General features: G+C 48.9%; 23 protein-coding genes. 9 read left to right on the top strand and 14 right to left on the bottom strand.

Annotated elements, in window-relative coordinates:
* Positions 1–13: 13 nt before the first annotated feature.
* A complete protein-coding gene (locus AB9R92_RS07885; protein WP_370668913.1) occupies positions 14–1039 on the bottom strand; it encodes an SDR family oxidoreductase in 1026 nt (341 codons plus the stop codon).
* Between the two features lie 436 nt (positions 1040–1475).
* Between AB9R92_RS07885 and AB9R92_RS07890 the strand changes: the two genes are divergently transcribed.
* Positions 1476–1946, top strand: a complete 471-nt coding sequence (locus AB9R92_RS07890) for an SRPBCC family protein (RefSeq protein ID WP_370668914.1) — start codon at positions 1476–1478, stop codon at positions 1944–1946.
* Positions 1947–2040: 94 nt separating this feature from the next.
* Here the strand turns inward: AB9R92_RS07890 and AB9R92_RS07895 are convergent, their stop codons facing one another.
* Entirely contained in the window at positions 2041–2499 is a 459-nt protein-coding gene (locus AB9R92_RS07895; protein ID WP_370668915.1) for a hypothetical protein, read from the bottom strand.
* A 39-nt stretch (positions 2500–2538) separates the two neighbouring features.
* Positions 2539–3351, bottom strand: a complete 813-nt coding sequence (locus AB9R92_RS07900) for a hypothetical protein (protein WP_370668916.1) — start codon at positions 3349–3351, stop codon at positions 2539–2541.
* Positions 3352–3612: 261 nt separating this feature from the next.
* On the opposite strand from AB9R92_RS07900, the gene AB9R92_RS07905 reads away from it, so the two are divergent.
* The 6 genes from AB9R92_RS07905 to AB9R92_RS07930 all read left to right on the top strand — a co-directional run bounded on the left by AB9R92_RS07905 (position 3613) and on the right by AB9R92_RS07930 (position 9181).
* Positions 3613–4098 carry a DUF2975 domain-containing protein gene (locus AB9R92_RS07905; RefSeq protein WP_370668917.1) on the top strand — a complete coding sequence of 162 codons (486 nt, stop codon included), beginning with the start codon at positions 3613–3615 and terminating at the stop codon, positions 4096–4098.
* 87 nt (positions 4099–4185) lie between these two features.
* Positions 4186–4551 (top strand): PH domain-containing protein, encoded by a 366-nt coding sequence (locus AB9R92_RS07910; protein ID WP_370668918.1) that lies wholly within the window; start codon positions 4186–4188, stop codon positions 4549–4551.
* Positions 4552–4730: 179 nt separating this feature from the next.
* The gene (locus AB9R92_RS07915) at positions 4731–5615 is read left to right on the top strand and encodes a metallophosphoesterase family protein (protein ID WP_370668919.1); all 885 of its coding nucleotides are present in this window, start codon (positions 4731–4733) and stop codon (positions 5613–5615) included.
* A 426-nt stretch (positions 5616–6041) separates the two neighbouring features.
* A complete protein-coding gene (locus tag AB9R92_RS07920; protein ID WP_370668920.1) occupies positions 6042–7631 on the top strand; it encodes an ABC transporter substrate-binding protein in 1590 nt (529 codons plus the stop codon).
* 193 nt (positions 7632–7824) lie between these two features.
* Positions 7825–8148 carry a PadR family transcriptional regulator gene (locus AB9R92_RS07925; RefSeq protein ID WP_058381572.1) on the top strand — a complete coding sequence of 108 codons (324 nt, stop codon included), beginning with the start codon at positions 7825–7827 and terminating at the stop codon, positions 8146–8148.
* Positions 8141–9181 carry a DUF4097 family beta strand repeat-containing protein gene (locus tag AB9R92_RS07930; protein WP_370668921.1) on the top strand — a complete coding sequence of 347 codons (1041 nt, stop codon included), beginning with the start codon at positions 8141–8143 and terminating at the stop codon, positions 9179–9181. The genes AB9R92_RS07925 and AB9R92_RS07930 overlap by 8 nt, the downstream gene beginning before the upstream one ends.
* 130 nt (positions 9182–9311) lie before the next feature.
* Here the strand turns inward: AB9R92_RS07930 and AB9R92_RS07935 are convergent, their stop codons facing one another.
* Positions 9312–9785: a quercetin 2,3-dioxygenase gene (locus AB9R92_RS07935; RefSeq protein WP_370668922.1), complete on the bottom strand. Its 474-nt coding sequence runs from the start codon at positions 9783–9785 to the stop codon at positions 9312–9314.
* 233 nt (positions 9786–10018) lie between these two features.
* Here AB9R92_RS07935 and AB9R92_RS07940 point away from each other — a divergent pair, with 233 nt between their 5' ends.
* Complete coding sequence (locus AB9R92_RS07940) at positions 10019–11692, top strand: DUF2207 domain-containing protein (protein ID WP_370668923.1); 1674 nt, start codon at positions 10019–10021, stop codon at positions 11690–11692.
* A 176-nt stretch (positions 11693–11868) separates the two neighbouring features.
* Here AB9R92_RS07940 and AB9R92_RS07945 read toward each other — a convergent pair whose 3' ends face one another.
* From AB9R92_RS07945 to AB9R92_RS07990, 10 genes are all read right to left on the bottom strand, one after another.
* Positions 11869–13938: a GAF domain-containing sensor histidine kinase gene (locus AB9R92_RS07945; protein WP_370668924.1), complete on the bottom strand. Its 2070-nt coding sequence runs from the start codon at positions 13936–13938 to the stop codon at positions 11869–11871.
* 288 nt (positions 13939–14226) lie between these two features.
* A complete protein-coding gene (locus AB9R92_RS07950; RefSeq protein WP_370668925.1) occupies positions 14227–15912 on the bottom strand; it encodes a peptide ABC transporter substrate-binding protein in 1686 nt (561 codons plus the stop codon).
* 176 nt (positions 15913–16088) lie between these two features.
* Entirely contained in the window at positions 16089–16769 is a 681-nt protein-coding gene (locus AB9R92_RS07955; RefSeq protein WP_370668926.1) for a protein kinase family protein, read from the bottom strand.
* 104 nt (positions 16770–16873) lie between these two features.
* Positions 16874–17758: a proline iminopeptidase-family hydrolase gene (locus tag AB9R92_RS07960; protein WP_370668927.1), complete on the bottom strand. Its 885-nt coding sequence runs from the start codon at positions 17756–17758 to the stop codon at positions 16874–16876.
* Positions 17759–17899: 141 nt separating this feature from the next.
* Positions 17900–18799, bottom strand: a complete 900-nt coding sequence (locus tag AB9R92_RS07965) for a glycine betaine ABC transporter substrate-binding protein (RefSeq protein ID WP_370668928.1) — start codon at positions 18797–18799, stop codon at positions 17900–17902.
* Positions 18800–18821: 22 nt separating this feature from the next.
* The gene (locus AB9R92_RS07970) at positions 18822–19559 is read right to left on the bottom strand and encodes an ABC transporter permease (protein WP_370668929.1); all 738 of its coding nucleotides are present in this window, start codon (positions 19557–19559) and stop codon (positions 18822–18824) included.
* 4 nt (positions 19560–19563) lie between these two features.
* Positions 19564–20556 (bottom strand): ABC transporter ATP-binding protein, encoded by a 993-nt coding sequence (locus AB9R92_RS07975; RefSeq protein WP_370668930.1) that lies wholly within the window; start codon positions 20554–20556, stop codon positions 19564–19566.
* 18 nt (positions 20557–20574) lie between these two features.
* Positions 20575–21228 carry an ABC transporter permease gene (locus AB9R92_RS07980; RefSeq protein ID WP_370668931.1) on the bottom strand — a complete coding sequence of 218 codons (654 nt, stop codon included), beginning with the start codon at positions 21226–21228 and terminating at the stop codon, positions 20575–20577.
* A gap of 414 nt (positions 21229–21642) precedes the next feature.
* Positions 21643–22422 carry an aspartate dehydrogenase gene (gene nadX / locus AB9R92_RS07985; protein WP_370668932.1) on the bottom strand — a complete coding sequence of 260 codons (780 nt, stop codon included), beginning with the start codon at positions 22420–22422 and terminating at the stop codon, positions 21643–21645.
* A 69-nt stretch (positions 22423–22491) separates the two neighbouring features.
* On the bottom strand, positions 22492–23169 hold the full coding sequence (locus tag AB9R92_RS07990; protein WP_370668933.1) for a response regulator transcription factor: 678 nt from the start codon (positions 23167–23169) through the stop codon (positions 22492–22494).
* Between the two features lie 129 nt (positions 23170–23298).
* On the opposite strand from AB9R92_RS07990, the gene AB9R92_RS07995 reads away from it, so the two are divergent.
* Positions 23299–24063: an SDR family NAD(P)-dependent oxidoreductase gene (locus AB9R92_RS07995; RefSeq protein WP_370668934.1), complete on the top strand. Its 765-nt coding sequence runs from the start codon at positions 23299–23301 to the stop codon at positions 24061–24063.
* Positions 24064–24078: the final 15 nt, after the last annotated feature.

Below are 24078 nucleotides of genomic sequence, written 5' to 3' on the forward strand. Positions count from 1 at the left end.
GACAAGCTGATGTTTAAGTATTGCCTTCTCTCGATTTCCATTTTTCCAGCACCGCTTGTTCCCTATCATTATCAAGCCCCGCCTTACGCTCACGCGCTTTGTGCCCGAGCTCCCATTCCCGCGTATCGCGAATCGTTTCAAAAAGCGGGCAGAACGTGAGCCCTGCCGTAAGTGCTTTATCGATATCAAGCGACAGGAAGCCTTCCATCTGTTCGCTATCCGGTATCCATAAAGGCAGTTCCATCCAATAGCCGATCTCGTTTTCAAGGAGAAACGCTTCGTCCACCCACACGAATTCCGTATCGCTCTTCAATGCTTTTTTACATTCGCCGAGAAATGCTTCCATCGTCAAGGCCGATTCGGGCCCCGCTGCATTGAAAACGCCGCTATTCTGTTGTTCGACCATGCGGATGATCCATTCCGCCAAATCCCGGACGTCGATGAATTGGATGCGTTTGTCTTTACGGCCAGGCGCGAGAACTTCGCCGCCCGTGGCAACGCGGTTGACCCAATAGCTGAAGCGGCCCGTGAAATCATACGGCCCGACGATCAGCCCAGGGCGGATGATGAGGCTGCGCCCGGGAAATTGCTTTTCCACTTCCTGCTCACATAAAAACTTCAGTTCACCGTAGTATTCATTATTCGGCGGGTTCGTCACGCCTTTTGTCATCTCTTCCGCATCCGACAGAGACATCTGGCCGACGGGATGCTGTTCACTGATCCCCGCGTTTTCCAATTCATCGTAGACGGAAGCGCTGGAGATGAAGGTGTAATGCCTTGCGCGTTCTGCAAGGAGCTTCGCCGATTCCCGCACCACGCGGGGCACAAAGCCGCATGTATCGATGACCGAATCCCACTCGCCCTGTTCGAGCGCGGACAAATCGCCTCCCCGGTCGCCGATCAACTTCTCCACTTCCGGAAAAAGGTCCGGGTTTTCTTTTCCACGGTTGAACAGCGTGACTTCATGCCCGCGCTTTAGCGCCGATTCCGTCAGAAAGCGCCCCAAAAACCGGGTACCGCCGAGTATCAGGATTTTCATTGCGATTCCTCCTGTCATGATTTTTCATTGCAGTATGTGCAGAACCCATTTATTCAAACTTATTCGCTAGAAATTTTCCACAGTCCTTCTTGAATGCGTTCAGCATCAGTTAATCCCGATTAATTAATCAGAATATTCTGCATAATAGTTGTGGTTTGGCTTCAATTCCTATATAATAGCAGTGCCTAATTTATCGGAGTGTAGAGTCACTTAATTTGAAGATGCTGTGATTCACAGGAGAATCGGCAAAAAGCAAAGACATCCAGTTCAGGGTTATCGAGGCGTGCCCATCAAATCCAGCTTGAAGAATTGGCGGTTGTTTCAGCATCAGTTGTAATCGGCAAAAGATTTCCCGCATCGTTTCAAAACCTATGAGGCGAAGAACGATTCGAACCTCACTTCCCGTACCCGGAGCACAAACGAGGAGGAGCATGGTATGTGGAATATCAAAAAAAGCGTCTATATCGACAGGCCGATCGATGAAGTTTACCATCATGGAATCGACCCGACCCGCTGGTTCCAATGGTACGTCGGCCTTTCCGAACCTGAAAACCTAGTTGGCCAAGGAGAGACCGGAACGACCATGAACATGAAATACACGATGCTCGGCATGCACATGCCGATTGAACTCGAAGTCGTAGAAACGGGCAAAGACGGCGACGGCTATCTATGGAAAGGTACCGTCAAAGGAGCGATCACATCCGATCAGCTCTGGAAATATGTCCCGGAAGGTAAAGGCGTCGAAATCTTTTTGGACATGAATTATGAACTGCCCGGTAAATTGGTGGGCAAAGTCGCCAATAAACTCATCATTCAAAAACTGATGAACAATTCCATGGAGCAAACCTTGAACAATTTCAAAGCCGTCTGCGAAATGTCCGACACCTACAGCATGAATGCGGAGTGAATACCGGTTCGCCAACTGATCTTGGCATTCGCCAATTCAAAACAGCTGCCCATGGCGATGGAAAACCATCCGGGCAGCTGTTTTTTTCATGCAATCAAGGTTTTCTTCTATAGTTAAGTGCGAAATCATGCCCCCAATGAACTCCGTCTATTGATTGTTCCCAGGAACTTTCGATAAGGTTTCCTGCCGCATTCACTTTGCCGCTGAAACGCTGATGGAAATCGAGCGGAGAGAAATCGGGTGTGGTCCGCCACAACTTCCAGACCCCCTCTTCAAAACTCATTCCATACAAACGGGTCACGCCGCGCGAATCGAAATAATGCTGCACGTATTGCCCCTTCGCATCGTCCCAATCGTAGATGATGATGCTGCCCGGAAATTCAGGCTTGTCGATTTTCGTGCGCTGAATGACATAGCACTCGTCCAGCCATTCGAAGCTTGCCTCCCCAGTAATCGGTACTGGTTGAATATGCGGATGGGCCACTTCGATTGCCCAAGTCCCGATAAAGAAATCCAGGCGATTCATCATTTCTTTCCGTGTCGATGGAGTCACTGTATCCACACCTCCTTCATTGCAATATCTTCACATAATTTACTGCTTGATTCGCGTAAAGAAAATAAACCCGATGACTGCCAGTAAACGAACCTTGTCCTTATCTGCTGTATCGTCCGCCAACTCGACAATATCGTTATGCGTATCCCTGAACAGATGGGTGTATTCATGTGGAAACATGCCATTATAGAAGTAAGCCAAGCGATGCCCCTGTTGGTCATTCCAACTGAAACTGCCAGAGAATCCGGACGCTTTAATGGACAGCACCTCTTCTTCCTTTTCGTTATACAATACCCCGTTGATATTGAAAAGCGCTTTTAATTCTTCTTGTATGTACATACCGACTTTTTCCTGTTCATTATCGAAAATCTCAAGTTTTGACTGCTTCAGCCACCCCGTTTTCCGGAACGTTATTTCACTTATGCCCTCGTTGTTTGCCAGTCTGTAAGTCATTGGAAACAGGGCAAGGAGCGAAGCGTCAAAAATTAGGAACGGATACATCCACCAAGAAATTTTCGCCATTTCGACGCTTCCGATATACTGTCCGCTTTTTTCGAATAATAAAAGCCTCGGAATCAATGCGGCATCTTTCTTGATGACAATGTCTTTCAAATCCAGCAACTGCTTTTCAGATCGTGGAATTTGAATGTCTTTCACTTTTTTATAATGTGCGCGGCTGATCAATACGACCCCTACACTCAAGCCAATCGGGAATAAAAAAGGCAGCAGTTCCACCCATTCCGAAGATGTCTCCGGCGTTGCGAATATGAAAAATACGAGTGCAATGGCCAGCGTTCCGACGAGAAACACATAAGCGAGTTTTTCACGTTTTTTATACATTTCGGCAAGCATCATGTTCCTCCTTCATTACATGGAGGAGGTTTCCTATAACGGCCCCCCTCCAAAAGCTTCTTGCCTGGCCATTTTAACATACTATAATTTTCCATTCAGCACGCATTGAAATTAAGTTCCTCTAATTACTGAATGCCCTTTTAGAAAGTAGACTTTAATGCTAAGAAGAGATCATTTATAATGTTTTTCAATATTTATTTATTGATAATCGATAAATAACATGATATATTCAATATAATAAACATGAACGGAGGGATTTCCATGAGAGCTAAATATGCGGCGATGCTGTTCTTAAAAGGGGTCCTGCTATTGATGACCGCTGGTATGATTGCCTTATATGTGTTCGGCTTGCCTGAAATGGCTGCAAGAGAAGCAGCACAGGATCCCGGGACACCTTATCTTCAATATTTATTTTTATTATCCGCTTATGTCTTCTTTACCCCAGTGTTGATCGCGTTCTATCAGACTTTTAAGTTGCTCAGTTATATCAGCCGTGGTGAAGCCTTTTCCAGTTCGGCACTCAAGGCTTTGAATATTATCAAGTACTGCGCCCTTGCGATCATCCTATTTATTGCACTCGGCGAACTGGCTACAATCCTGTTCATCGATGATGACATCACGCACATCATCACGCTCGGAATCATCGGATCTCTCGCTTCAGGTGGCGTGGCCGCTTTTGCTGTCCTATTGCGGAGCTTGCTGAAAGATGCGATCGCAATAAAGTCGAATAACGATTTAATCGTATGACCGTTATTCGAATGGTCCGTTCATTTTTATAGCCCCTCTTTCCGACATATGCCATACTGATATCACTAAAAACTAGGGGGAATTCAAATGGCAGAATTAAATGCAATGTTGGGCTGGACTTTCCTGCAGGAAATCGATGTACCGGACTCGGTCAAGGACTTGCTGGTGGACGGCGAACAAGCAAAAGTCGCTTATAAAACGGTGCGCGATACCGCTGTCGTAACGAATAAGCGCATCATCATTTCCGACAAGCAAGGCTTGACCGGCAAAAAAGTCGAAGTCTACACCATCCCGTTCGCATCGATCAATATGTACTCAACCGAGAACGCGGGTACCTTTGATGCCAATGCCGAAATCCAGCTTTGGACCAGAGCCGGAAACTTCAAACTGAACTTGAATAAGAAAGTCGATATCCGCAAGCTGGATAAGATTATTGCGGAAGCGATTCTGTAAGCTTCGATTGGGCTATACCTACACGTCTCACGGGCGAATGGGTATAGTTTTTTTATCGGCTGCATTGTCCAACTGTGGCAGAATCCGCACTTTCACAATTCTTTACACTGGGTTTACGGCAGCTTAGCAGTGGTTTGAGATACTGATGGCATCAAATGCAGAAGGAGTTGTTGAACAGAATGAAAATTGCAGTGATTGGAGATTTGCATTTCCCTTCGGTAAAAGAGGACTATGCTTTTATTCGGGAAGATCGGCAGTCATTTTTTGAATCCTTCATGGAACAGTTTTTCTCGATTCCGGCAGACCTGTATGTATCGATTGGTGATTTGACGAATTTTGGTTCAGCTGACGAATTGGAAGATATATACGACATGGTCCGCCAACACCAAAAACCATTTGTCCATGTGCTCGGCAACCACGACGTCTATGCGATGCCAAGAAAAAATGTTCTCCACATCACACAACAAGAGCGTTTTCATACCATTTCAACAGAACATGCAACATTGGCATTTCTAGATACCGCAAAAGAACAAAATTACGAAGACTGGGGAGGCACTTTGGATCTCGTCCAACAACAATGGCTTGAAAATGTTGTACAGGAATCCGGTGACCTCCCACTTATCGTCTTCGGCCATCACCCTGTCCATGGCACTACCAAAAACTCCGAAAAAGAAAAGCGCTGCATTGCGCCAGACATCCCGATGTGGGAATTGCTGAAACCAAAGCAGCGTGCTGGATTGTACGTAAATGGGCATAACCATTACAATTCCATCGCGGCAAGAGAACAGTGGACGTTCCTCCAAATAGCGGCTGTTTTGGACGAACAGGCTGTGCGGATCATTGACGTTTCTGAGTCATTGATTGCTATCGATTATATTCCTTTAGTGGATCCGAAACTAAAATCGGCCGCACACACGATCGGTACAGCCATCGACCACTTTCAACCGAAACCCCACCCTCTCGGCACCCAGGCCGATGTGAAATACACGATTCCGCTTTCCGCCTCATCCCCAATTGCTACTGGTTTGGATTTGGAGGACATACAAAAGATCAAGACGAGATAATAAAAGCCGGGCGAGAGAAGAGAATCATTTTTGATGCCGGTTTTGACAAGTTTTTAACCAATCGAAGAAAAAAAGATGGCGCCAATTCCTCACTGGATTGGCGCCATCTTTTTTATTTAGTAGAGAAATCCATGGATTGAGCTGCGTGTTTTAAGCTCTTCTCATTTCGGCAAAGCAAGATTTTTTTATATGATCTTAAATGACTAAATTGTTTAAATAATCACAACACTAAATGATTATACTTTATACTAGTACAAGACGCCCTCTAAATTCTCTTTCGTCCATTGTATAAAAAGCCTATGAATTATCTGCCCGGCCTTGAATCGTATAGCAAACAACATCCATACTTCCCAACTCAGACTTCCAGGTATACATATTCAATTACTTGTTTCTACCACCACTTATCCAATTAAAAGGAGTGTTTCAATGATTAAACGATCCACGAAAATGCTTGCGCTGTTAACGATGTCCCCTTTTCTCTTGATGGCGTGTTCCGGCGGTGATTCCGGAAGCGAAGAATCCACCGGACAAGATACGCTCATTTTTGCGCGTGGCGGCGATGCGGTGTCGCTCGACCCTTCTGAAGTGACGGACAATGAATCCGAAAACGTTGCGCAAAGTGTACTCGAGACATTGACGACTTTCGCGGAAGGTGAAACGACCGTCGAACCGATGCTTGCGTCCGAATGGCAGGAATCAGGCGATGGGCTGACCCATACCTTCACGCTTCGTGAAGGGGTAAAGTTTCATGACGGCACAGATTTCAATGCAGATGCCGTGGCCTTCAACTTCGACCGCTGGATGAACGGCAGCGGGGATCAATTCCCGATGTACGGCACGGTGTTCGGCGGCTATGCGGGTGATGAAGCCCATAATATCGAATCCGTCACGGCCGTCGATAAATCGACGGTCGAAATCCAATTAAACCGTCCGCAGCCGACGCTGTTGAAAGATTTGGCATTGACGCCGCTGTCGATTTCGAGTCCCGCGGCCATCGAAGAATTCGGGGATGACTACCGAAGCAATCCGGTCGGCACCGGCCCGTTCGTTTTCCAGGAATGGCAGCCGAACGAACGGATCGCCCTTGAGAAAAACGATGATTATTGGGTCGATGGCCTCCCGAAGCTGGAAGAAGTCATTTTCCGCACGATTCCTGACAACTCTTCCCGCCTCAATGCCTTGCTGAGCGGCGAAGTGGATTTGGTGGCCGGCTTGGATTCCGAGTCCCACGAACAGATTGAAGGAGAAGCAGGGCTCGAACTTTATTCCCGCCCGCCGCTCAATCTGGGGTATCTCGGCATGACCTTGACCCATGAACCATTCGACGACCCACTCGTCCGCCAGGCGCTAAGCCATGCGGTGAATAAAGAAGCGATGGTCGAAGCGTTCTTCGGCGAAGGGGCAATCCCGGCGAAAAACATCATCCCGCCTGCCGTTGAAGGCTATAACGATGACATTGAACCGTATGCGTATGATCCGGAACGGGCGAAAGAGTTGCTGGCAGAAGCAGGGCTCCCGGACGGATTCAGCATGGAACTGTACGCAATGCCGGTATCGCGCCCGTATATGCCGGACGGCGCAAAGGTCGCTGAATATCTCCAATCCAATTTTGCCGAGGTCGGCGTGGAAGCAGAAATCGTCAGCTTTGAATGGGCGACGTATATCGAAAAAGCGACCAACGGCGAAGCGGATGCCTTCCTGCTTGGCTGGACCGGCATGAACGGCGATGCCGACAACTTCATCTATACGCTATTGCATGGGGACAATATCGGTTCGACCAACTCGACGCAGTACGATAATCCGGAACTGAACGCATTATTGGATCAGGCACGGATCATCACCGACCAGGAGGAACGCAACGAATTGTACCGTGAAGCGCAAGTCATTTTGCATGACGATCCGCCGATCATGCCGCTTGTCCATACGTCTCCGTCGCTTGCCGGAAAAGACAATATCACCGGCTTTGACCCGCACCCGACAGGACGCGTCATGACCGCGGAAATCGATTTTGAATAATTGCCTTAACAGCTGGCTCTCCTTCTACAGAATGGGAGCCAGCTTTTTTATGTTTTGGACCGCGATTCGAGAAAAGAAAAAATAGTTTTCAATTAATTTCACCCAGTACCTTGCATTGAACAATACTAGATGATATATTACTCATTAATCACTACTGTTTATAAAATACTAGCTAGGAAAGGAGGAAATCCTGATGAACATTCAATTTAAAAAAGGCGTGTTGAATTTATGTGTGCTGGTGCTGTTGGATAAACAAGACCGCTACGGCTATGAACTCGTCCAGAAAATCTCGAGCCGCATCGCCATCTCGGAAGGCGCCGTCTATCCCCTGCTCCGGCGGCTCACCAAGGAAGGCTATTTCACCACGTACTTGCAGGAATCGAGCGAAGGACCGCCACGGAAATATTACTCGCTCACAGAACTCGGCCGGACGTATTTACAGGAACAGCTTGAAGAATGGAAAAGTTTCACGGATGGGGTCAACCAACTAATTGAAGAGGGTGTGCAAAATGACTGAAAACCAATTTTTGCAAGAACTTGAAACAGCGTTAAAACGATTGCCGAAAGAAGAACAGAACGACATTCTCCAGGACATCCGCGAATATTTCGCGAACGGACAGGCGGACGGCAAGACGGACAGCGAAATCGCTACTGAGCTCGGCTCGCCGCAGGAAATCGCCGATGAACTGATCGCGTCTTTTGATTTCAATCAAAATGATTTCAGCAATACGGCAAATGAACTGACGGAAGACAAATTCGATCAAGTCGATATCCAGATCGATAACGGCGTGCTTACGATCGGCCCTTCGGAAGACGGCAAGATGCATGCGGACATTGCCGATAAAAGCTACCGCCAGCAGCTGTCCGTCGATATCCTCAACCGGACGCTTGTCATCACCTTGAAAGAAGAGCCAAGAAAATGGGGCATCTTCAGCTTTACCGGCAGCATGAAATCACCGAAACTCGACGTCCGCTTGCCGAAGAAACTGTACGACAAAATCCAAATCGATTCCGACCACGGCATGATCACTGGCGAGCGCCTCGACAGCCGCCAATTGTCCATCAAAACGGATAACGGCCGCATCGAGCTCACGCAAATGACGGCGGGCCAAGCGACGGTCGAATCGGACAACGGCGATGTTGAGTTGGCACAGGTACAGGCGAAGAAACTGAAAGTCGGCACCGATAATGGCCAACTCCAGCTGCGTGACATCCAGACAGACGAACTCCACGCTTCGACAGACAACGGCGCCATCGACTTGAAAGACATCGAAGGCAATGTCCGTGCGAAAACCGACAACGGGCGCATTCGTTTGGCGACTGTGGACCTTGACCGCACAATCAGTCTCGAAACCGACAACGGCGCCATCTCGGTCGAAACCCAGGTGCAGGCAAAAAACGCCACGATCCGCGCGAATGTCGATTGGGGAACCGTTTCCGTATTCGGCGTAAAAAACCGCCACAGCGTCTTCGGCAGCGGCGAGAATGTGGTCGATCTACGGTCGGATAATGGCAGCATTACGGTGGATTTGGTGAATGAAAGAGCTTGATTTCATTAAGCAGCTCCATGAACCAAAACCAGCTATGAGAGCGATTCATTCTCATAGCTGGTTTTTTGTTGACGAAAAGTAAAGTCTCAAGATTCTGCCGTCTGCTGCAATTCCCCGCAAACCATGCCTGCTATTCCAAAACTTCCACTCCATACTCACTTGCTAGCCCAAATAGCTTTTCCATATCCGTTTGCACATCTTCTGGAGGAAGCTTATAGCCATCTGCCGGCACACTGCAGTCGATAAACAGCTTTTCTAATCCAGCTGGCGCCAGCATGGATAAAATCTTTGCGGGCTCTGTCCCTTCGACTTTGTACATGTGGGCAAGATCTTTAGGCGCGAATACAAAGGTTCCAGGCTTAGCTGAAATGACCTGTTCACCGATCGTGAAGGTCACTTCCCCCTCCAATACATAGAAATATTCATCTTCATTGTGATGAATATGAAGCGGTGCAGCGAAATTCGGCGGATCGATTTCTTCAAGTATACTGAATAAGCCACCAGTTTCTTCTCCCATCACTTTCACTTCCATCAACGTCCCTAAAAACCAATACTTCTTTCCTTCTCCGCTTGCCAGCGCAAATGCATCACTATGCGGCCTCATCGAACCACACCTCCTGTTATAATGCCCGCGGCCTCTACTGCGCAGTATTTAGATTCTGCCCCCCCTTTCCCTATGAATCCAAAACGGCATCCCTTCCCTAGATATATATCGCTTCTCAATTCATATTATACCTTCATTTTTCAGAACATTCTTTAACTTCAACTCAACTGCACTATACGCAATTGAAACCTTCCCCCTCCTCATCCGTACTCCTATACAAGAGGTGATGAATCGTGAAGGACAAAAAAGGATTGGCTATCGCCATGTTCATTTTCCTGCTGCTCGTCCCGGCCCAGGCGTTTGCCATTGATTTCGATATTACGGAGGTGGAGATCGAGGCCCAGTTGAATGAAGACGGTACGGCAGATGTGACCGAACAGTTCACGTATGAATTCGAGGATGATTTCGAGGGCATCACGAGAAGCTTGATTCCGAAAGAAGGAACGTCGATCGAGGCATTTACCGCAAATGACAGCCGCCGGGACTTGGAAGTCGAAGTGGAGAATGGCTTGTACAAAATCTACCGCTCCGGTAATGACGGCGATACGATCCATGTCGAACTGAACTATCGGATTATCGGGGCTGTCGAGAAGTTTGAAGACGGCGCCGAGTTTTACTGGCCGTTCTTTGATGCAAGCAACGAAAGCGAATACGGCGATATGATGATAACGGTCATCCCGCCTGCCCCGGCAGCTGAAACCGAAGCGCTCGGATACGGCGAGGCATTTGATACATCGAGCATTACACAAGACGGCAGCGCTGTTTTCGATTTAGGCAATGTGCCATCCGGTGAAAACGCGGATATCCGGGCAATTTTTGAACCTGGATTGTTCCCTGGCGTCATAGCCCAGGATGGCACGGTGCGCGATGAGCTCGCGGATGACCGCGAAGAACTCGAAAACGAAGCTGCGGCTTTTGCCCGCAACCAGCAACTCGCGAAATCGATTGGGCTACCCGCTATCGCGACACTCGGTGCTATCATCATCGGGCTCGTTTTATTCGCTTGGCTGAAGGCATTCCGGCGCAAACGGCACGTTCAAAGCGGGCCTTACGAATTTTTCGTGCCGGAAGATTCGATGAGCGTTCCGGCGCTGCTTTATTTCACCAACTCCACGACATTGTCGCCAAACGTCATTTCAGCAGCCATCATGGAACTTATGCGAAAAGGCAATATACGGCAACTGTCGGAAGATCATTTCGAGCTGATCGACCGAAAAGTGGACCATGATCATGAAGAAGCATTGATCGGATTGCTGTTCGACCATATTGGGGATGGCCAGGAGTTCACGCTCGAGCAAGTCGAGATCTATACCAAACAAGAGTACAATCACGAGCCTTATAATGAGGCCCTTGCCGGATGGAATACCGCAGTCGCCAATGAAGTGAAAACCCATCATTTTTATGAAAAACATCCCGGACTGCGCTGGGCGGCGGGTATTATGAGTGCCGCTTTTATGGCCCTTGCCATCTATACCGGCATTTACGAGCTGTTTCCTTGGATGGCGGCTTCAATTGTTCTAGCGATGCTTGCCTTTGGCTTCGCCCTCGGTTATTCACCGATCACCCAAGAAGGGCATCGCTTGCGTTATGAATGGCGCAAGATGAAAGCCGCCATGAAAGATTTGCCTGCTGAGCAATGGGAGCGCCTGTCGTTGGACGAAAAGCAGCGCGCTTATGCATACTTGCTCGGCAGCGGCGAAAAAACGGCCGAGCGCAAGGCTTCTGCCTTCATAGCGGTAGAACCGGCAAATGATGTGTCCGGCTTCGCGATGAACCCGGTCCTCATGACGGCCGTCTTCGTTTCAGCCAGCACCACGACGAGTTCTGCGACCAGCGCAAGCGGCGGCGGAATTGCCGGGACTGGAGGCGGAGTCGGCGGCGGTGGCGGCGGCTCCGGCGCCTTCTAAACTAAATGCACAACGCAAAAGGAGGATGGCAATCGCCATCCTCCTTTTCTGATTTATAGAGAAACGTAAGTCATTCTTGATATTTTGAATGGCGGCGGAACGTACCCGGTTGGAATGAAACACCGAAAAGCTCCTGATTTTTCTTTATGGAAGCGTCCAGTTCCGTCACAAAGGGATTAATGCGTTCCGTCCGGTTCCTGTTCAACCGGAAACTTCGTGAAAAAGATCGTGCCTTCAGGTCCTGTTTCGATATGGATCTCCGCATTATGGCGCGCCGCCACTGCGTAACAGATGCCCAGGCCGAGCCCCGTGCCTTCTTCTTTTGTCGTATAGAACGGTGTGCCGATTTTCTCGATGATTGCGGGATCGATGCCGCTGCCCTGGTCCTGCACTGCCAGCACCACGCAATTCTTTTCGAAATAGGTGCCGATGGTCAGTACTTGCCCTTCATCCATCGCTTCAAGCCCATTCCGGTATAAATTGATGATCAATTGGCGGATTTCATTATGGTTCAACAACAGTTCCGGCACTTCCTGCGTGTAAATGCGGATTTGTTTGTTCTGATTGGACGTATCGACTTTGATCAACGGGGAGATGTCCTCGAGAATGGTGTTCAAGCTCATCATTTTCATATCGGAAGTCTGCGTATTGCCGACCGATAGAAATTCAGTGATGATGGCATTCGCCCGGTCCAATTCACCGATCATCAAGTTGAAATGGGGGGCATGCGGCTCCAACTGCTCGTTGCTTAACATCAATTGCAGGAAACCGCGCACCGTCGTCATCGGATTGCGGATTTCGTGGCTGATCCCTGCTGCCATCTGGCCGATCAGATCCATATTGGCGAGCCTTTTCAATTCTTTTTCGTATTTCTTTTTCTCTTTGATGTCTTTCAACATACAGCATATGCCGTCATCAAACGGATAGGCGGTAATTTCAAACCAAAAATCATGCACATCGGACTGAGTCTCAAAGCGGACTGTCACCCGGTCATTCATGGCTCGATGGAATTCGGTATAGGTGATGGTTCCCACAGTTTCCGGAAACACCTCCCAAATGTTCTTGCCAAGCACTTCTTCCACTTTCTTCCCTCCTGGAAAAAAATGATGCTTGTTGACATAGGTGTATTCCCAGTCTTTATTGAGCACAAAAAAACCATCCGTAATGCTTTCAATCACGCTGTTAACACGCTTGTTCGCTGCATACAACGCACTTGTCCGCTCTTCGACCATGCCTTTCAATCGATCCTTGTGCAATAAATTCGAAAAGACGGGGGTAGTGGCCTCGATAATGGACTGCGCGAAAGGGATCTGCGCAGCTATGCCAGTTTGATCCGTCACGCGGCTGCACGCCGCAGAAACAACGCCATGGACTTTCCCCATGGAAATCATCGGCAGCACTAGCAGTTCCCCGCGAGCGCCCAGATCAGTCCGGATGGGCTCTTTCTGTGAAATGGAACGTCTGATTAATTCCGCATAACTTTTGGTTAAGCCCATTGCGGCAATATGCGCCTTCCAGGCCTGTTCGGCCATTCCATCAGCTGCATGGAACTGGAGCGGCGTGCTGTCTTTCGCGTTCGGCGGTTTTATGATATGTGCGGCAAAATCCCCGCTGTCAAACGCCCGTTTCAAATAGGTAAAGCAAACGTTCAGGCTTTCCGAGATTGTCGAACAGAAAGACAATTCACGTGTAAGGTCGAGCAATAATTGCTTTTCCCTCAACAGCTTTTCTTTTTGATGGAGGGCTTTCGCGTTTTGGATTGCGACGGCTGCCATGTTTACGTAAGCTTCAACACTTTCTATTTCTGTTTGGGTCAAATTCATCGGTGTGCCGTAATCAAACAAGAATACCATCCCGATAAAGTCCTTTTCATAGGAAATCGGCAGCGCCAATAAGGATTTGATTCGGAAGGCTCCTATCGGCTTCAAGTCCGGCCGCTTATCTTGTGAGGTATCCGCTATGTAAATGGTTTTCCTTGTCTTTATCAGTTCCGCTGCCAAAGGGTCCGTTTCCGGATCGATAATTTGCGATTGCAGCGTCACGCCGTTCATCATCTCCGGTTTTCCCGCAAATCCGCGGTAAGTGCCATCGCCTTCCGGCAAAAAGATCCCGACAGAATCGCACCGGACAATTTCCTCCGAAATTGCTATCGTGACCTGCTGCAAAACTTCATGCAAATCCAGCTTCGTATTGACGATGCGCGTGATGTTCGCAAGCCTCGAATACCGCGATTGATCATTCACCATACAATAACTCTCCATTCCCGCCAACTGATCGTTGGAGTCCATCTGCCCATATTGTTTAAAAATCTCTTCCGGATCACTCTGTTCACTTGTCTACAATATTACTATATATATTTAGTTACAAGCCTTTTATTTGTTAATAAATGTTTATTAACAAATACTTCCCTTTTTTAATGATGAATGACTGGCTCAATTTCTAGTCCAGAGTGGCTTGGGCGGAACGCCGGTAGATGCGGAAAGTATTTCTGACGCCCTGAAAAAGGAGGATGGCAGCTGCCATCCTCCTTTTCCTTATTCTCTCCCTGCGATATAAGCCCATTTGTAGCTGAAATCGCCGGTGAACGGATGCGTGATGACATCATGCACATACGGTTTTTGTAGTGCCATGCTGCCAAATTGATACATGTTCGCGATGGCCGCATCTTCTTCGACGAGAATTTTTTCCACTTCCGCTAACGCTTGCCAGCGCTCTTCCGGCTTCAAGGCAAGTTCGCCGTTCGCCTGTTTTAGCAATCCATCCACTTGTTCATTGGAATACGACATCGAGTTTTGAGGTGAATCAGTCGCGAACAAATCAAGGAATGTAATCGGGTCCTGGAAATCCGGGCCCCAGCCGGTGCTTTGGATATCGTAATCCTGCGCTTCGTTTTTATCGAGCAGGACGTTGAACGGCACTTGGCTCAACTCAAGCGCCAAGCCTTCCAGATTGCCTTCCATCTGGTCTTTCATATAGGCATCGATCTTTTTCGACAGTTCCGTATCGCCGCTCAAGTATTCAAGCGTCACTTCCGTCAATCCTTGTTCTTCCATGCCTTCTGCCCATAAGGCTTTTGCTTCTTCCGCATTGAATGCCATCATATCCCCATTGACCTGGCGGAAATCTTCATTGTTTGCGTCAAACGCAAATTCCGTCGGGACCAAGAAATCTGCCGGGATTGATCCGTTAGCGAGAACGATATCGGCCAGATCCTGTTTATTGAACGACAGCGCCAAGGCTTTGCGCAATTTCGGGTTCGCAAGCGGTGTCGGCTCGCCTTCACGCTCCTGGTTGAATTGCAAATAATAGACAGATGGCTTCAACACGCGTACGACTTCTTCATCGTCCGCGTATTGCATGGCAAATTCACCCGCCAAGCCGGCACGGTCTGCTTCTTCTGTTTCGTATAAATTGACCCCAGTTCCTGGGTCCGGAACGATATTGAATTCAACTTTGTCCAACTTCACCGTTTCCGCATCCCAATATTCAAGATTTCTCTCCAGCTCCCACGACATGGCAGCAGCGTCCCAGTTCGCCAAGACGAATGGCCCGTTCGACAAGAGCTTGTCCGAATCCATGGCGTATTGATCTGCGTGTTCAGTGACGTACGCTTCCTTCTGCGGATAAAACGTACCGAATGCCATCAATGACAAGAAATAAGGAATCGGGCGTTCGAGTGAAATGACCAAAGTTTGGTCATCTTGCGCTGTTATGCCGAGTTCCGATTTATCCATTTTTCCTTCTGCAATCGCTGCGGCATTTTTGATCGTTCCGGACATCATATACGGGCCGTATGTGGAGCCTGTTTCCGGGTCGGCTGCACGCTGCCATGCAAAGACAAAATCATGCGCTGTCACAGGTGTGCCATCAGACCAGTTTGCGTCGCGCAACTTGAATGTATAAGTCAAGCCGTCTTCGCTGATTTCTGGTTCGGCTGAAGCCATCGCTGGGATGGCGGTATTTTGCTGATCCAGCCGGTAAAGCCCTTCACCGGCATTGTTCAACATGGTGAACGATACCGCGTCATCCGCCAATACCGAATCCATGGTCGGAACCCCGGACCCTGTCGTCAAGCGCAATTCCTGGACACTGTCCAATTCGCTTTGTTGGGCAGCACTTTCTGTGTCTGTGGCGGTTTCCTGTTCTCCGCCGCACGCTGCAAGCACAGCAGCTAAACTAGCCGTGATCGCCAGCGCCCATGCTTTATTTTGTTTGATCATTGTACATCCTCCTAAGTCTATTGCTCTAGTGCATTCCTCCTCTTATTATATACAAATACTAATTTTCTTGAAAAATATATAAAATTTTGAATTTAATCACGTGGATATTGTCACTTATTTATTTCTATACAGAACAACAGGCCTTCCGCTAAAGGAAGGCCTAGTGTTCGCTAAAACTATTTCCGGTAGTTCAATTGCTTGGACACGATGCGCATGAATTCTTCGAAACTGGCGGAATAGCGGGTCCAGTGGTGGTACCATTTGCGGATCGTGTCGAGCAGCCAGAACGGCACCGGCTTGCCGTTGATGACCGAATAATACTCGTCATAAGCTTTCTTCAAATGCTCCCAGCGGAAATCGTTGCCGGGCTTGATGTATTCGGACACGTCGAGCAATTTCGCGTGCCCGTTTTGCAAGATGATATTTTTTAAGTGGATGTCCCGCGGATTCAAGCCGATTTCGCGGATGTAGTCGCGCGCTTTTTCCACATCCACGATGGCCTGTTCCGGCACATACACGCCTTGCAGCAGGCAATCGAATAAAGTCGGGCCTTCCTCGAATTTCAATACCAGCATGCGTTCATCTCTTCCGTAGCAAGTCGAGAAGTACATAGATTGCCCAATTTGTTCATACACGTCCGCTTCGGCTTCGAGCTTGTCTTTTTTGCCTTCGGCGTATACTTTAAATGCATATTCCGGGAAATTCTCGGACTGGAACACGGCAGCATCCGTCCCGACGCCGATGCACCGGTAGCCTTCTGCGATTCCGGTGATCGTGACCGGTTCATTATCGGGCTGGGCCGTCACGGTTATTGCGGACAAGGCTTTCGCAGCAAGTTGCCATTGGTCTTCCTTCATGGCCATCTCTCCTCTGGTCGGTAAAGCTTCATTCCATTAAAAGAACGAACCGCTATTGCTATCGGTTCGTCTTTATCATAGCATCCGTTTTGCAATTAATCCGTTTACGCGCCCGGTTTCATTTCCTGGCGGTTGACCCATTCGCGCACGATTTCAAGGTACGCTTCGGGTTCTTCGATTCCCGGCATATGCGAGCTGTTTTCAAACACGTGAAACTCCGCACCCGGGACGAGGCTCGCATAATGTTCCGTCGCTTGAGGTGTAGCTTCATCGTACCGGCCGCACGTGAACAAGGACGGGATATCGATCTCTGGCAGGCGGCCTGTCGCATCGAAATGCTTCAAGGTGCCGGTAACGGTGAATTCCGACGCTCCCCACATATAATTGTAGACATTCGGGTTCAGCTGAGCTAGATCATCCGACAGCTCATCTGGCCAAGGATCGACGCGGCACATATGCGTTTTGTAATACTGCATCATCGCTTCCTGGTACTCATCTGAATCAGTCGTTCCCCGGCTTTCGCTCTCCTCGATTGTCTTTTGCACTTGTTCCGGGAATTGCTTCAAATACGCGCGCTGGTCTCGCTCCCAGCGCTGTGCATCCAGCGCGGGACCGGAGAACATGACGCTGCGCACGCCTTGCGGTTTTGTAAACAGATAAGACGCAGCAAGCATTGTCCCCCAGGAATGGCCGAGCAGATGGACTTCTTCCAGCTCGAGCGCTTCGATCACTTGTCCGAGTCTTTCGACGTAGCGGTCCACTGTCCAAAGAGACGCATCTTCCGGCCGCTCCGATTTCCCGCAGCCAAGCTGGTCGTATTGGATGACCGGCCGCTCCGTCCCTAACTTGCGCAGCGGGTCGCTGTCGCTGCTTTTCATACCCGGCCCGCCGTGCAACAGCAAAAGCGGGATGCCCGGCCCTTTTCCGGTGATGCGGTACCATACCTTGCCCCCCGTTACGGGAATAAATCCTTCTTTGACATATTCCATAAATGCTTGCGCCTCCTTTTTTTGCCCGTTAACAAGAAGTTCTGCATTTAAGCAAAATCCCCTTCATTTTCATCTGCCCATCAACAAAACCGCCATTCCGAAAAGGAATGGCGGTTGCGGCTTTATACTAATTGACGGGATTTATTCTTCCAGAAAACCATTTTCCACAAGCCAATCATAGGCGACGACGGAAACGCTCTGTCCTTCGACGTCTACATAGTAATTGAGTTCTCTCATGATGTCGCTGTCCAGGTTATTTGCCAAGCGCGCCGTGATTTCTTCGATTTCAGGGTATTCGTCCAATACTTCCTGATTGATCGACACAGCTGCACGGTATGGCGGGAAAAACCGCTCATCGTCTTCCAGTACGACAAGGTCATAACTTCTGATTGTCGCATCGGTTTCAAAAGCGACCGACACGTCCACTTGTTCATTATGAAGTGAGCGTTGTGTCAAGCCGAGATCCATCTGGTTGACTTGGCCGGAGCCGAATTCAAACCCGTATGTATCTTCGACGCCCGGCAAGCCGTCAGAACGGTTGGCGAACTCGGCATCGGATGCCATCGACAGTTCTCCCGGGTTGTCATTGATGTAGCTGGCAAGGTCGCTAATCGATTCGATCCCGAGCTCCTCTGCCTGTTCGCTTCTCATGACCAGCGCGTAAGTGTTATTGACTTCCGACATGTTCATCCAGTGGATGCCGTTTTCACTGTCGATGTCTTTCACTTTCTGGAAAGCCGCTTCCGGGTCAGCAATCGACTCTTCGCCCATATAGGTGATGAGTGCTGTTCCCGTGTATTCCCACATCATGTCCACTTGGCCGTTTTCGAGTGCGGAACGGACCACACTGCTGCCAAGGTTGTTCATTTGGTTTACTTTGAATCCTTCTTCTACTAATAAAAAAGCTGTCATCTCAGACAAGATATATTGTTCTGTAAAGTTTTTGCCCCCGACTGTCACTTCTTTTCCTGTTACACCTGAACAGGCGGACAGGATCAGCATAATGACCAGCAGAGGGATAAGTTTGAGTGATTTAATCACAAATTCCAATACCTCCTATTCGCTAAGCTTTCTCAATATGCCTTGATCCTTTTGGCACGACGATGTATTCCACCTTGCGCAGGAGATAATCAGCGAGAATCGCCAACAAGGTCACCGGAATCGCCCCTGAAATGAGGAACCCGTTATCAAACAGATTGATGCCGGTAAAGATCCATACACCGAGGCCGCCTGCCCCGACCACATAGGCTAGAGCCGCTGTCCCGATATTCAAGACGACAGCCGTGCGGATGCCGGCAAGGATCGAGTAAGCCGAATTGGGAAGTTCGATGCGGAACAAGATCTGGTGTGGTTTCATGCCCATTCCCTTGGCTGCATCGATCATGTTCTTATCGATCGAATCGATGCCGGCCACGGTGTTTCTGAAAATCGGCAAGATCGAATAAATGAACAGTGCAAACACCGCGGTCTGAAAACCGATGCCCAAAATACTGATCATCAATGCAAGAACGGCGAGGCTTGGAATCGTTTGCCCTAAGTTTGCGATATTGGAAAATACCCACTCCGCTTTTTTGAATTTTGGCCGCGTGATGAGGATGCCGGCCGGCACGGCAATCAAAATAGCGAGCAGCGAGGAGACCAGCACAAGTACAATATGCTGTCTCAACAACACTAAAAATGTTTCCGATTGGCTGAAAATATAGTCAAAATAATTATTGGAGATCGCCCAGATAAAAAATGCGGCGACCGCTGCATAAAGCGCATATCTGACAATATTGCCTATCAATTTTTTACGTTTCACCGGATCACCCTTCCTGGGAGGCGGACATCTTCCCTTTGATTTCAAAATGCAAGTATTTTTGGACCATGTCGATGGTAATCGTCCCGATATTTTCACCCTGCTCGTCTTTGACGATGACTTGTTCCGCTTCCTGGTTCAGCAGCATCGACAAAGTATTGCGCAGGTCTTGATGGACATGGATCGTTTTCGTATCTTGGACGGTCTCGTCGACGGGGCCAAGCCCGATGACTTCCCGCAAGTTTTCAACCGTATGCAAGCTCAAACTTTTAATGGCGCGGTCTTTGCCGAAAAACTGGGAAACAAATTCATTTTTCGGATGCGCCAGCATTTCCGAAGGCGTATCGAATTGCATGATTTTGCCGTCGCGCAGCAGCACGATTTTGTCCGCCATCTTGATCGCTTCGTCGATGTCATGGCTGACAAACAGAATCGTTTTCTTCACTTCGCGCTGGATCTGCAGGAATTCTTCCTGGATCTTGTCGCGGATGATCGGGTCAAGCGCGCCGAACGGTTCATCCATCAGCATGACCGGTGGATCGGCCGCAAGCGCGCGCACCACGCCGATGCGCTGCTGCTGGCCGCCTGACAATTCGTGCGGGTGGCGCTTGCCATAGTCTTTGGCGTCCAAGCCGATCAACGTCATTAAATACTCGAAGCGCTCGCGCTTGTCTTTTTTGCTCCAGCCGAGCAGGTCTGGGACGAGCATGACATTTTCTTCAATCGTCATATTCGGGAACAAGCCATTGCTTTGGATCACGTAGCCGATCTTGCGCCGCAATTCGATCGGGTCCAAGTCTTTCGAGTTTTCCCCATTGATGATGATTTCGCCTTTCGAAATCGACTCGAGCCGGTTGACCATTCGAAGCAGCGTCGTTTTCCCGCAGCCTGAGGGGCCGAGCAGCACGACAATCTTTCCTTGTTCAACCGTGAAGTCGACGTCGTCGATCGCGGTTATCTCTTCTCCGTAGCTTTTTGTTACGTGGTTAAATGAAATCATAGACTCACCTCTCTGCAGTTACTCCGCTATTGCTTTTTTCGTGAAACGCTTTTGGATCAATAAAAGAATGGAATCCGCAATGATCGCCAATATCGCCACCGCGATGGATCCGCTGATGATCAGATAATTGTCGTTCCTGCTGATGCCTTGTGTAATGAGGACCCCAAGACCGCCCGCGCCGATATAAGCCGCGATGACAGCGATCCCGATATTCATGACCACCGCCGTACGGACGCCCGCCATGATGACCGGCAAGGCATTCGGGATTTCGACACGCAACAGGCGCTGATGGGTTTTCATACCCATGCCGATTGCTGCGTCGCGCATTTCGGGATTGACGTTTTTGATGCCGGTATACGTATTGCGGATGATCGGCAATTGCGAATACAACACAAGCGCCACAAAAGCCGGCACAAAGCCGATTCCCTGGTTGATCAGGGAGAAGATCGGGATCATGACCCCAAAGAGTGCGATACTTGGAATGGTTAATGTAATGGAAGCGATTTGAAGAACTGTGTCTGCAAGGTATTGGTTCGTAGTTAAATAAATGCCGAGTGGAATTCCGATCAATAGCGCTACAAAAATGGCTAACGAGACGAGCACAGCATGGTCAATCGTCAACTCTAAAATGCGAGGAGCGTTCACCTCAAGAAACCTGGCCCAATTTCCCATTGAAACACCTCCCTTCTTTAAATAGAAAAAAATGAATGGAACGGCGACTCGGCCATTCCCGTAACTTGAACGGATGCCTATGCACCCCGCCCTTCTGGCACACCCATTTTCTCGGTGCAAAAGAATGATATGGACCGCAGGAAAAAGAAAAAACTTCATCCCCTTAGTCATTTCATCCTCTACAAGCATAACATGTATTTTTCTAATAAAATGATTTCTTTGGTAATTAACGAGATTAGCTAAAATCGAAGCGAGCGAACGGACAGCCGAAAATGGGCCCACCCCCCTTTTTTCCCAATAAAAATAAACTCCTTTTTCGCTATCCATTCAGAAAAAAACAAGCCAGCTCATTGATTCCGGATCAAAGGCTGGCTTGTTTTTATTTTTAATAGAATAGCATTATTCGCCTCCAATTCAGCTCCCGATTCTCAACGCCTTGCCTTTATTCTGGAGCACCGACAGAATGCTGAGTGCCGCCAGTAAACTCGTTTTCGGGTTCGCTGCCATGGGGTTGTTTTCGACTTGCAGCCGCATCTTGCCGAAATTGCCTTGTGCTTCAATCGTATGCGTATTGCGTTCGATTTGCGGGTCGACAATGATTCGCACTTTCGTCTCGTGCACCCCGATGCCCGCAATCGCGAGTACGAGAGCGACATTGATGTTCTTCGGGAATTCACCGACCGCATCAAACGCCGTCCCGTCGAACAGCACCTGTTCCCTGTCCGTTTCCATCCCGAGTGACTTTGGTGACTTTCGCGTCGTGAGGCGGACAGATTCCAATCCGCCGAGCGCCCTTGCCGATTGCAACACATCCAAACCGCCAATTGCACCGGACGGCAAGTACACTTTCGTGCCGTTCGCTTCGGCTAATCCCGTCAGTTCATCCAGGAACGCAAAATCTTTGAACACGCCGATGCTGCTGATAATGAGGTCTTTTTTGTGCTCGGTTACCTGTTTCAAAAACAGCCTTGCCGCATCCACCGTCACAGCTTCCACGACCGTATCGATGGAGGCCGACAGGAATTCGTGAAGATTCGTGTGAAATTCGATGTCAAAACGCTCTTCCAGACGCGTTCCCGCTTCCGCGTTGCGGCCAAACACCGCGGTAATCCGTCCATCTGCCATGCCCTTTTCGTTCACTTGCTCGAGCAAATACGTGGCGATATTGCCGGTGCCGATGATTCCGATGTTCATATTAGCTCCCCCCTGAATGGATGACCTTATTGATCAGCTGCGGAAAAAATGAAGTTCTAGCGAATGAAGTCAAAAGATTACTCCCCTTCTCATCAATTCCGCTACCGCATGTGCCCGGTTGGAGACGCCGAGCTTTTTCACAGCCTGCTTCACGTATTGCTTAACGGTAGCCTCACTGATTTCCAGGCGACCAGCGATTTCTTTTGTGCCCGATCCCCAAGCGATTTCACTCATGACTTCCAATTCTCTCGCGCTTAACATCGATTGATATCCGGATGTTGAAAAAGAACACAAAACTTTCCCGGCTTGCTCACCAAACTGTGTGAGGCGATCCATTAATTCCGGCGAACACACGGTTTTGGGATTGATGCCGTAAATGAAGCCATGCACGGTAGTGCCGGTGAAGACAGGCGTCACGAGAAACGACCGGACCGTAGAATCGATGATGTAATTGCTGCTGGTCTTTTCGAAAATTTCCTGGCCCTCGTAATATTTCGCCCTCCGCTCCAGAAGTGCAGCTTCAATCGTTGGCAGGCTGCGGATATCATAGCGCAGTTCCGGGATGTGCTTAACTTTGTCTTGTTCCAGTGAAATAATTCCTTCACCCAAAAAGCCGATAACCGAGTAACGGAAAAAATAAGCTTCCGCCATCTGGCATTGATCCACAAAGACTTTCAGCAGTTCTACCATCGACTGTTCCTGATTGTTGCCTCGCTTCAATATTCCAGCTTGATCGGCGAAAGCCATCATCACTCATCCTTTCGAGGGAGGCACTTCCTGCTAAAAAGGGAATATGCCCGGGTTATTAGTTATTGTAACATTAATAATTGATAGAATATTCCCATTTCCATTCAAAAGATATGAGGAGGAATCATCATGACAGAAAAAGTGGTCTTAATTACCGGCGGCGCAGGCGGGATTGGCATGGACACGGCGAAAGCTTTTTTGGAACAAGGCGATCGCGTCGTCCTTGTCGACATCAACCAGGAAGCCTTAGATAAAACGAAAGGCTTGTTGGAAGCCGGCGACGAGCAAGTCAAAGTCATTCAAGCAAATGTCACCGAAGAAAGCGATGTGGCAAATTATGTACAGGAAACCGTCGACGCTTTCGGCCGCATCGATGTCTTTTTCAATAACGCCGGCATCAACGGCCCCCATAAAATGATCAAAGACTTGGAGAAGGAACATTTCGAGAGCATTATGGGCATCAATGTCACAGGCGTTTTCCTTGGGCTCAAGCACGTTATCCAGCAAATGGAGAAACAAGGATTCGGCAGCATCATCAACACCGCTTCGAATGCCGCTTATATCGGATCCCCTGGCATGCCGGGCTATATCGCTTCCAAACACGCAGTCGTCGGATTGACGAAAACAGCGGCTTTGGAAACAGCGGCGCAAGGCATACGCGTCAATGCCGTTGCACCGGCAGCCATCGATACCCAAATGCTGACCGCCATCCAAAGCAATATTTCCCCGGACGATCCCGACGCAGCTGCGGCAGCCATCCGCCAAGGCATCCCGGTCGGCCGTTTCGGGACGCCAATGGAAGTCGCGCAAATTGTGTTGTTCCTGGCTTCGGATAAATCCTCTTTCGTCACCGGCTCCATTTACAATGTCGATGGCGGCATGCAAGCCGATTGATATGGATAAAAAAGA

The organism is Planococcus sp. SSTMD024 (genome assembly GCF_041320495.1).
In the GTDB taxonomy this organism is placed as follows: domain Bacteria; phylum Bacillota; class Bacilli; order Bacillales_A; family Planococcaceae; genus Planococcus.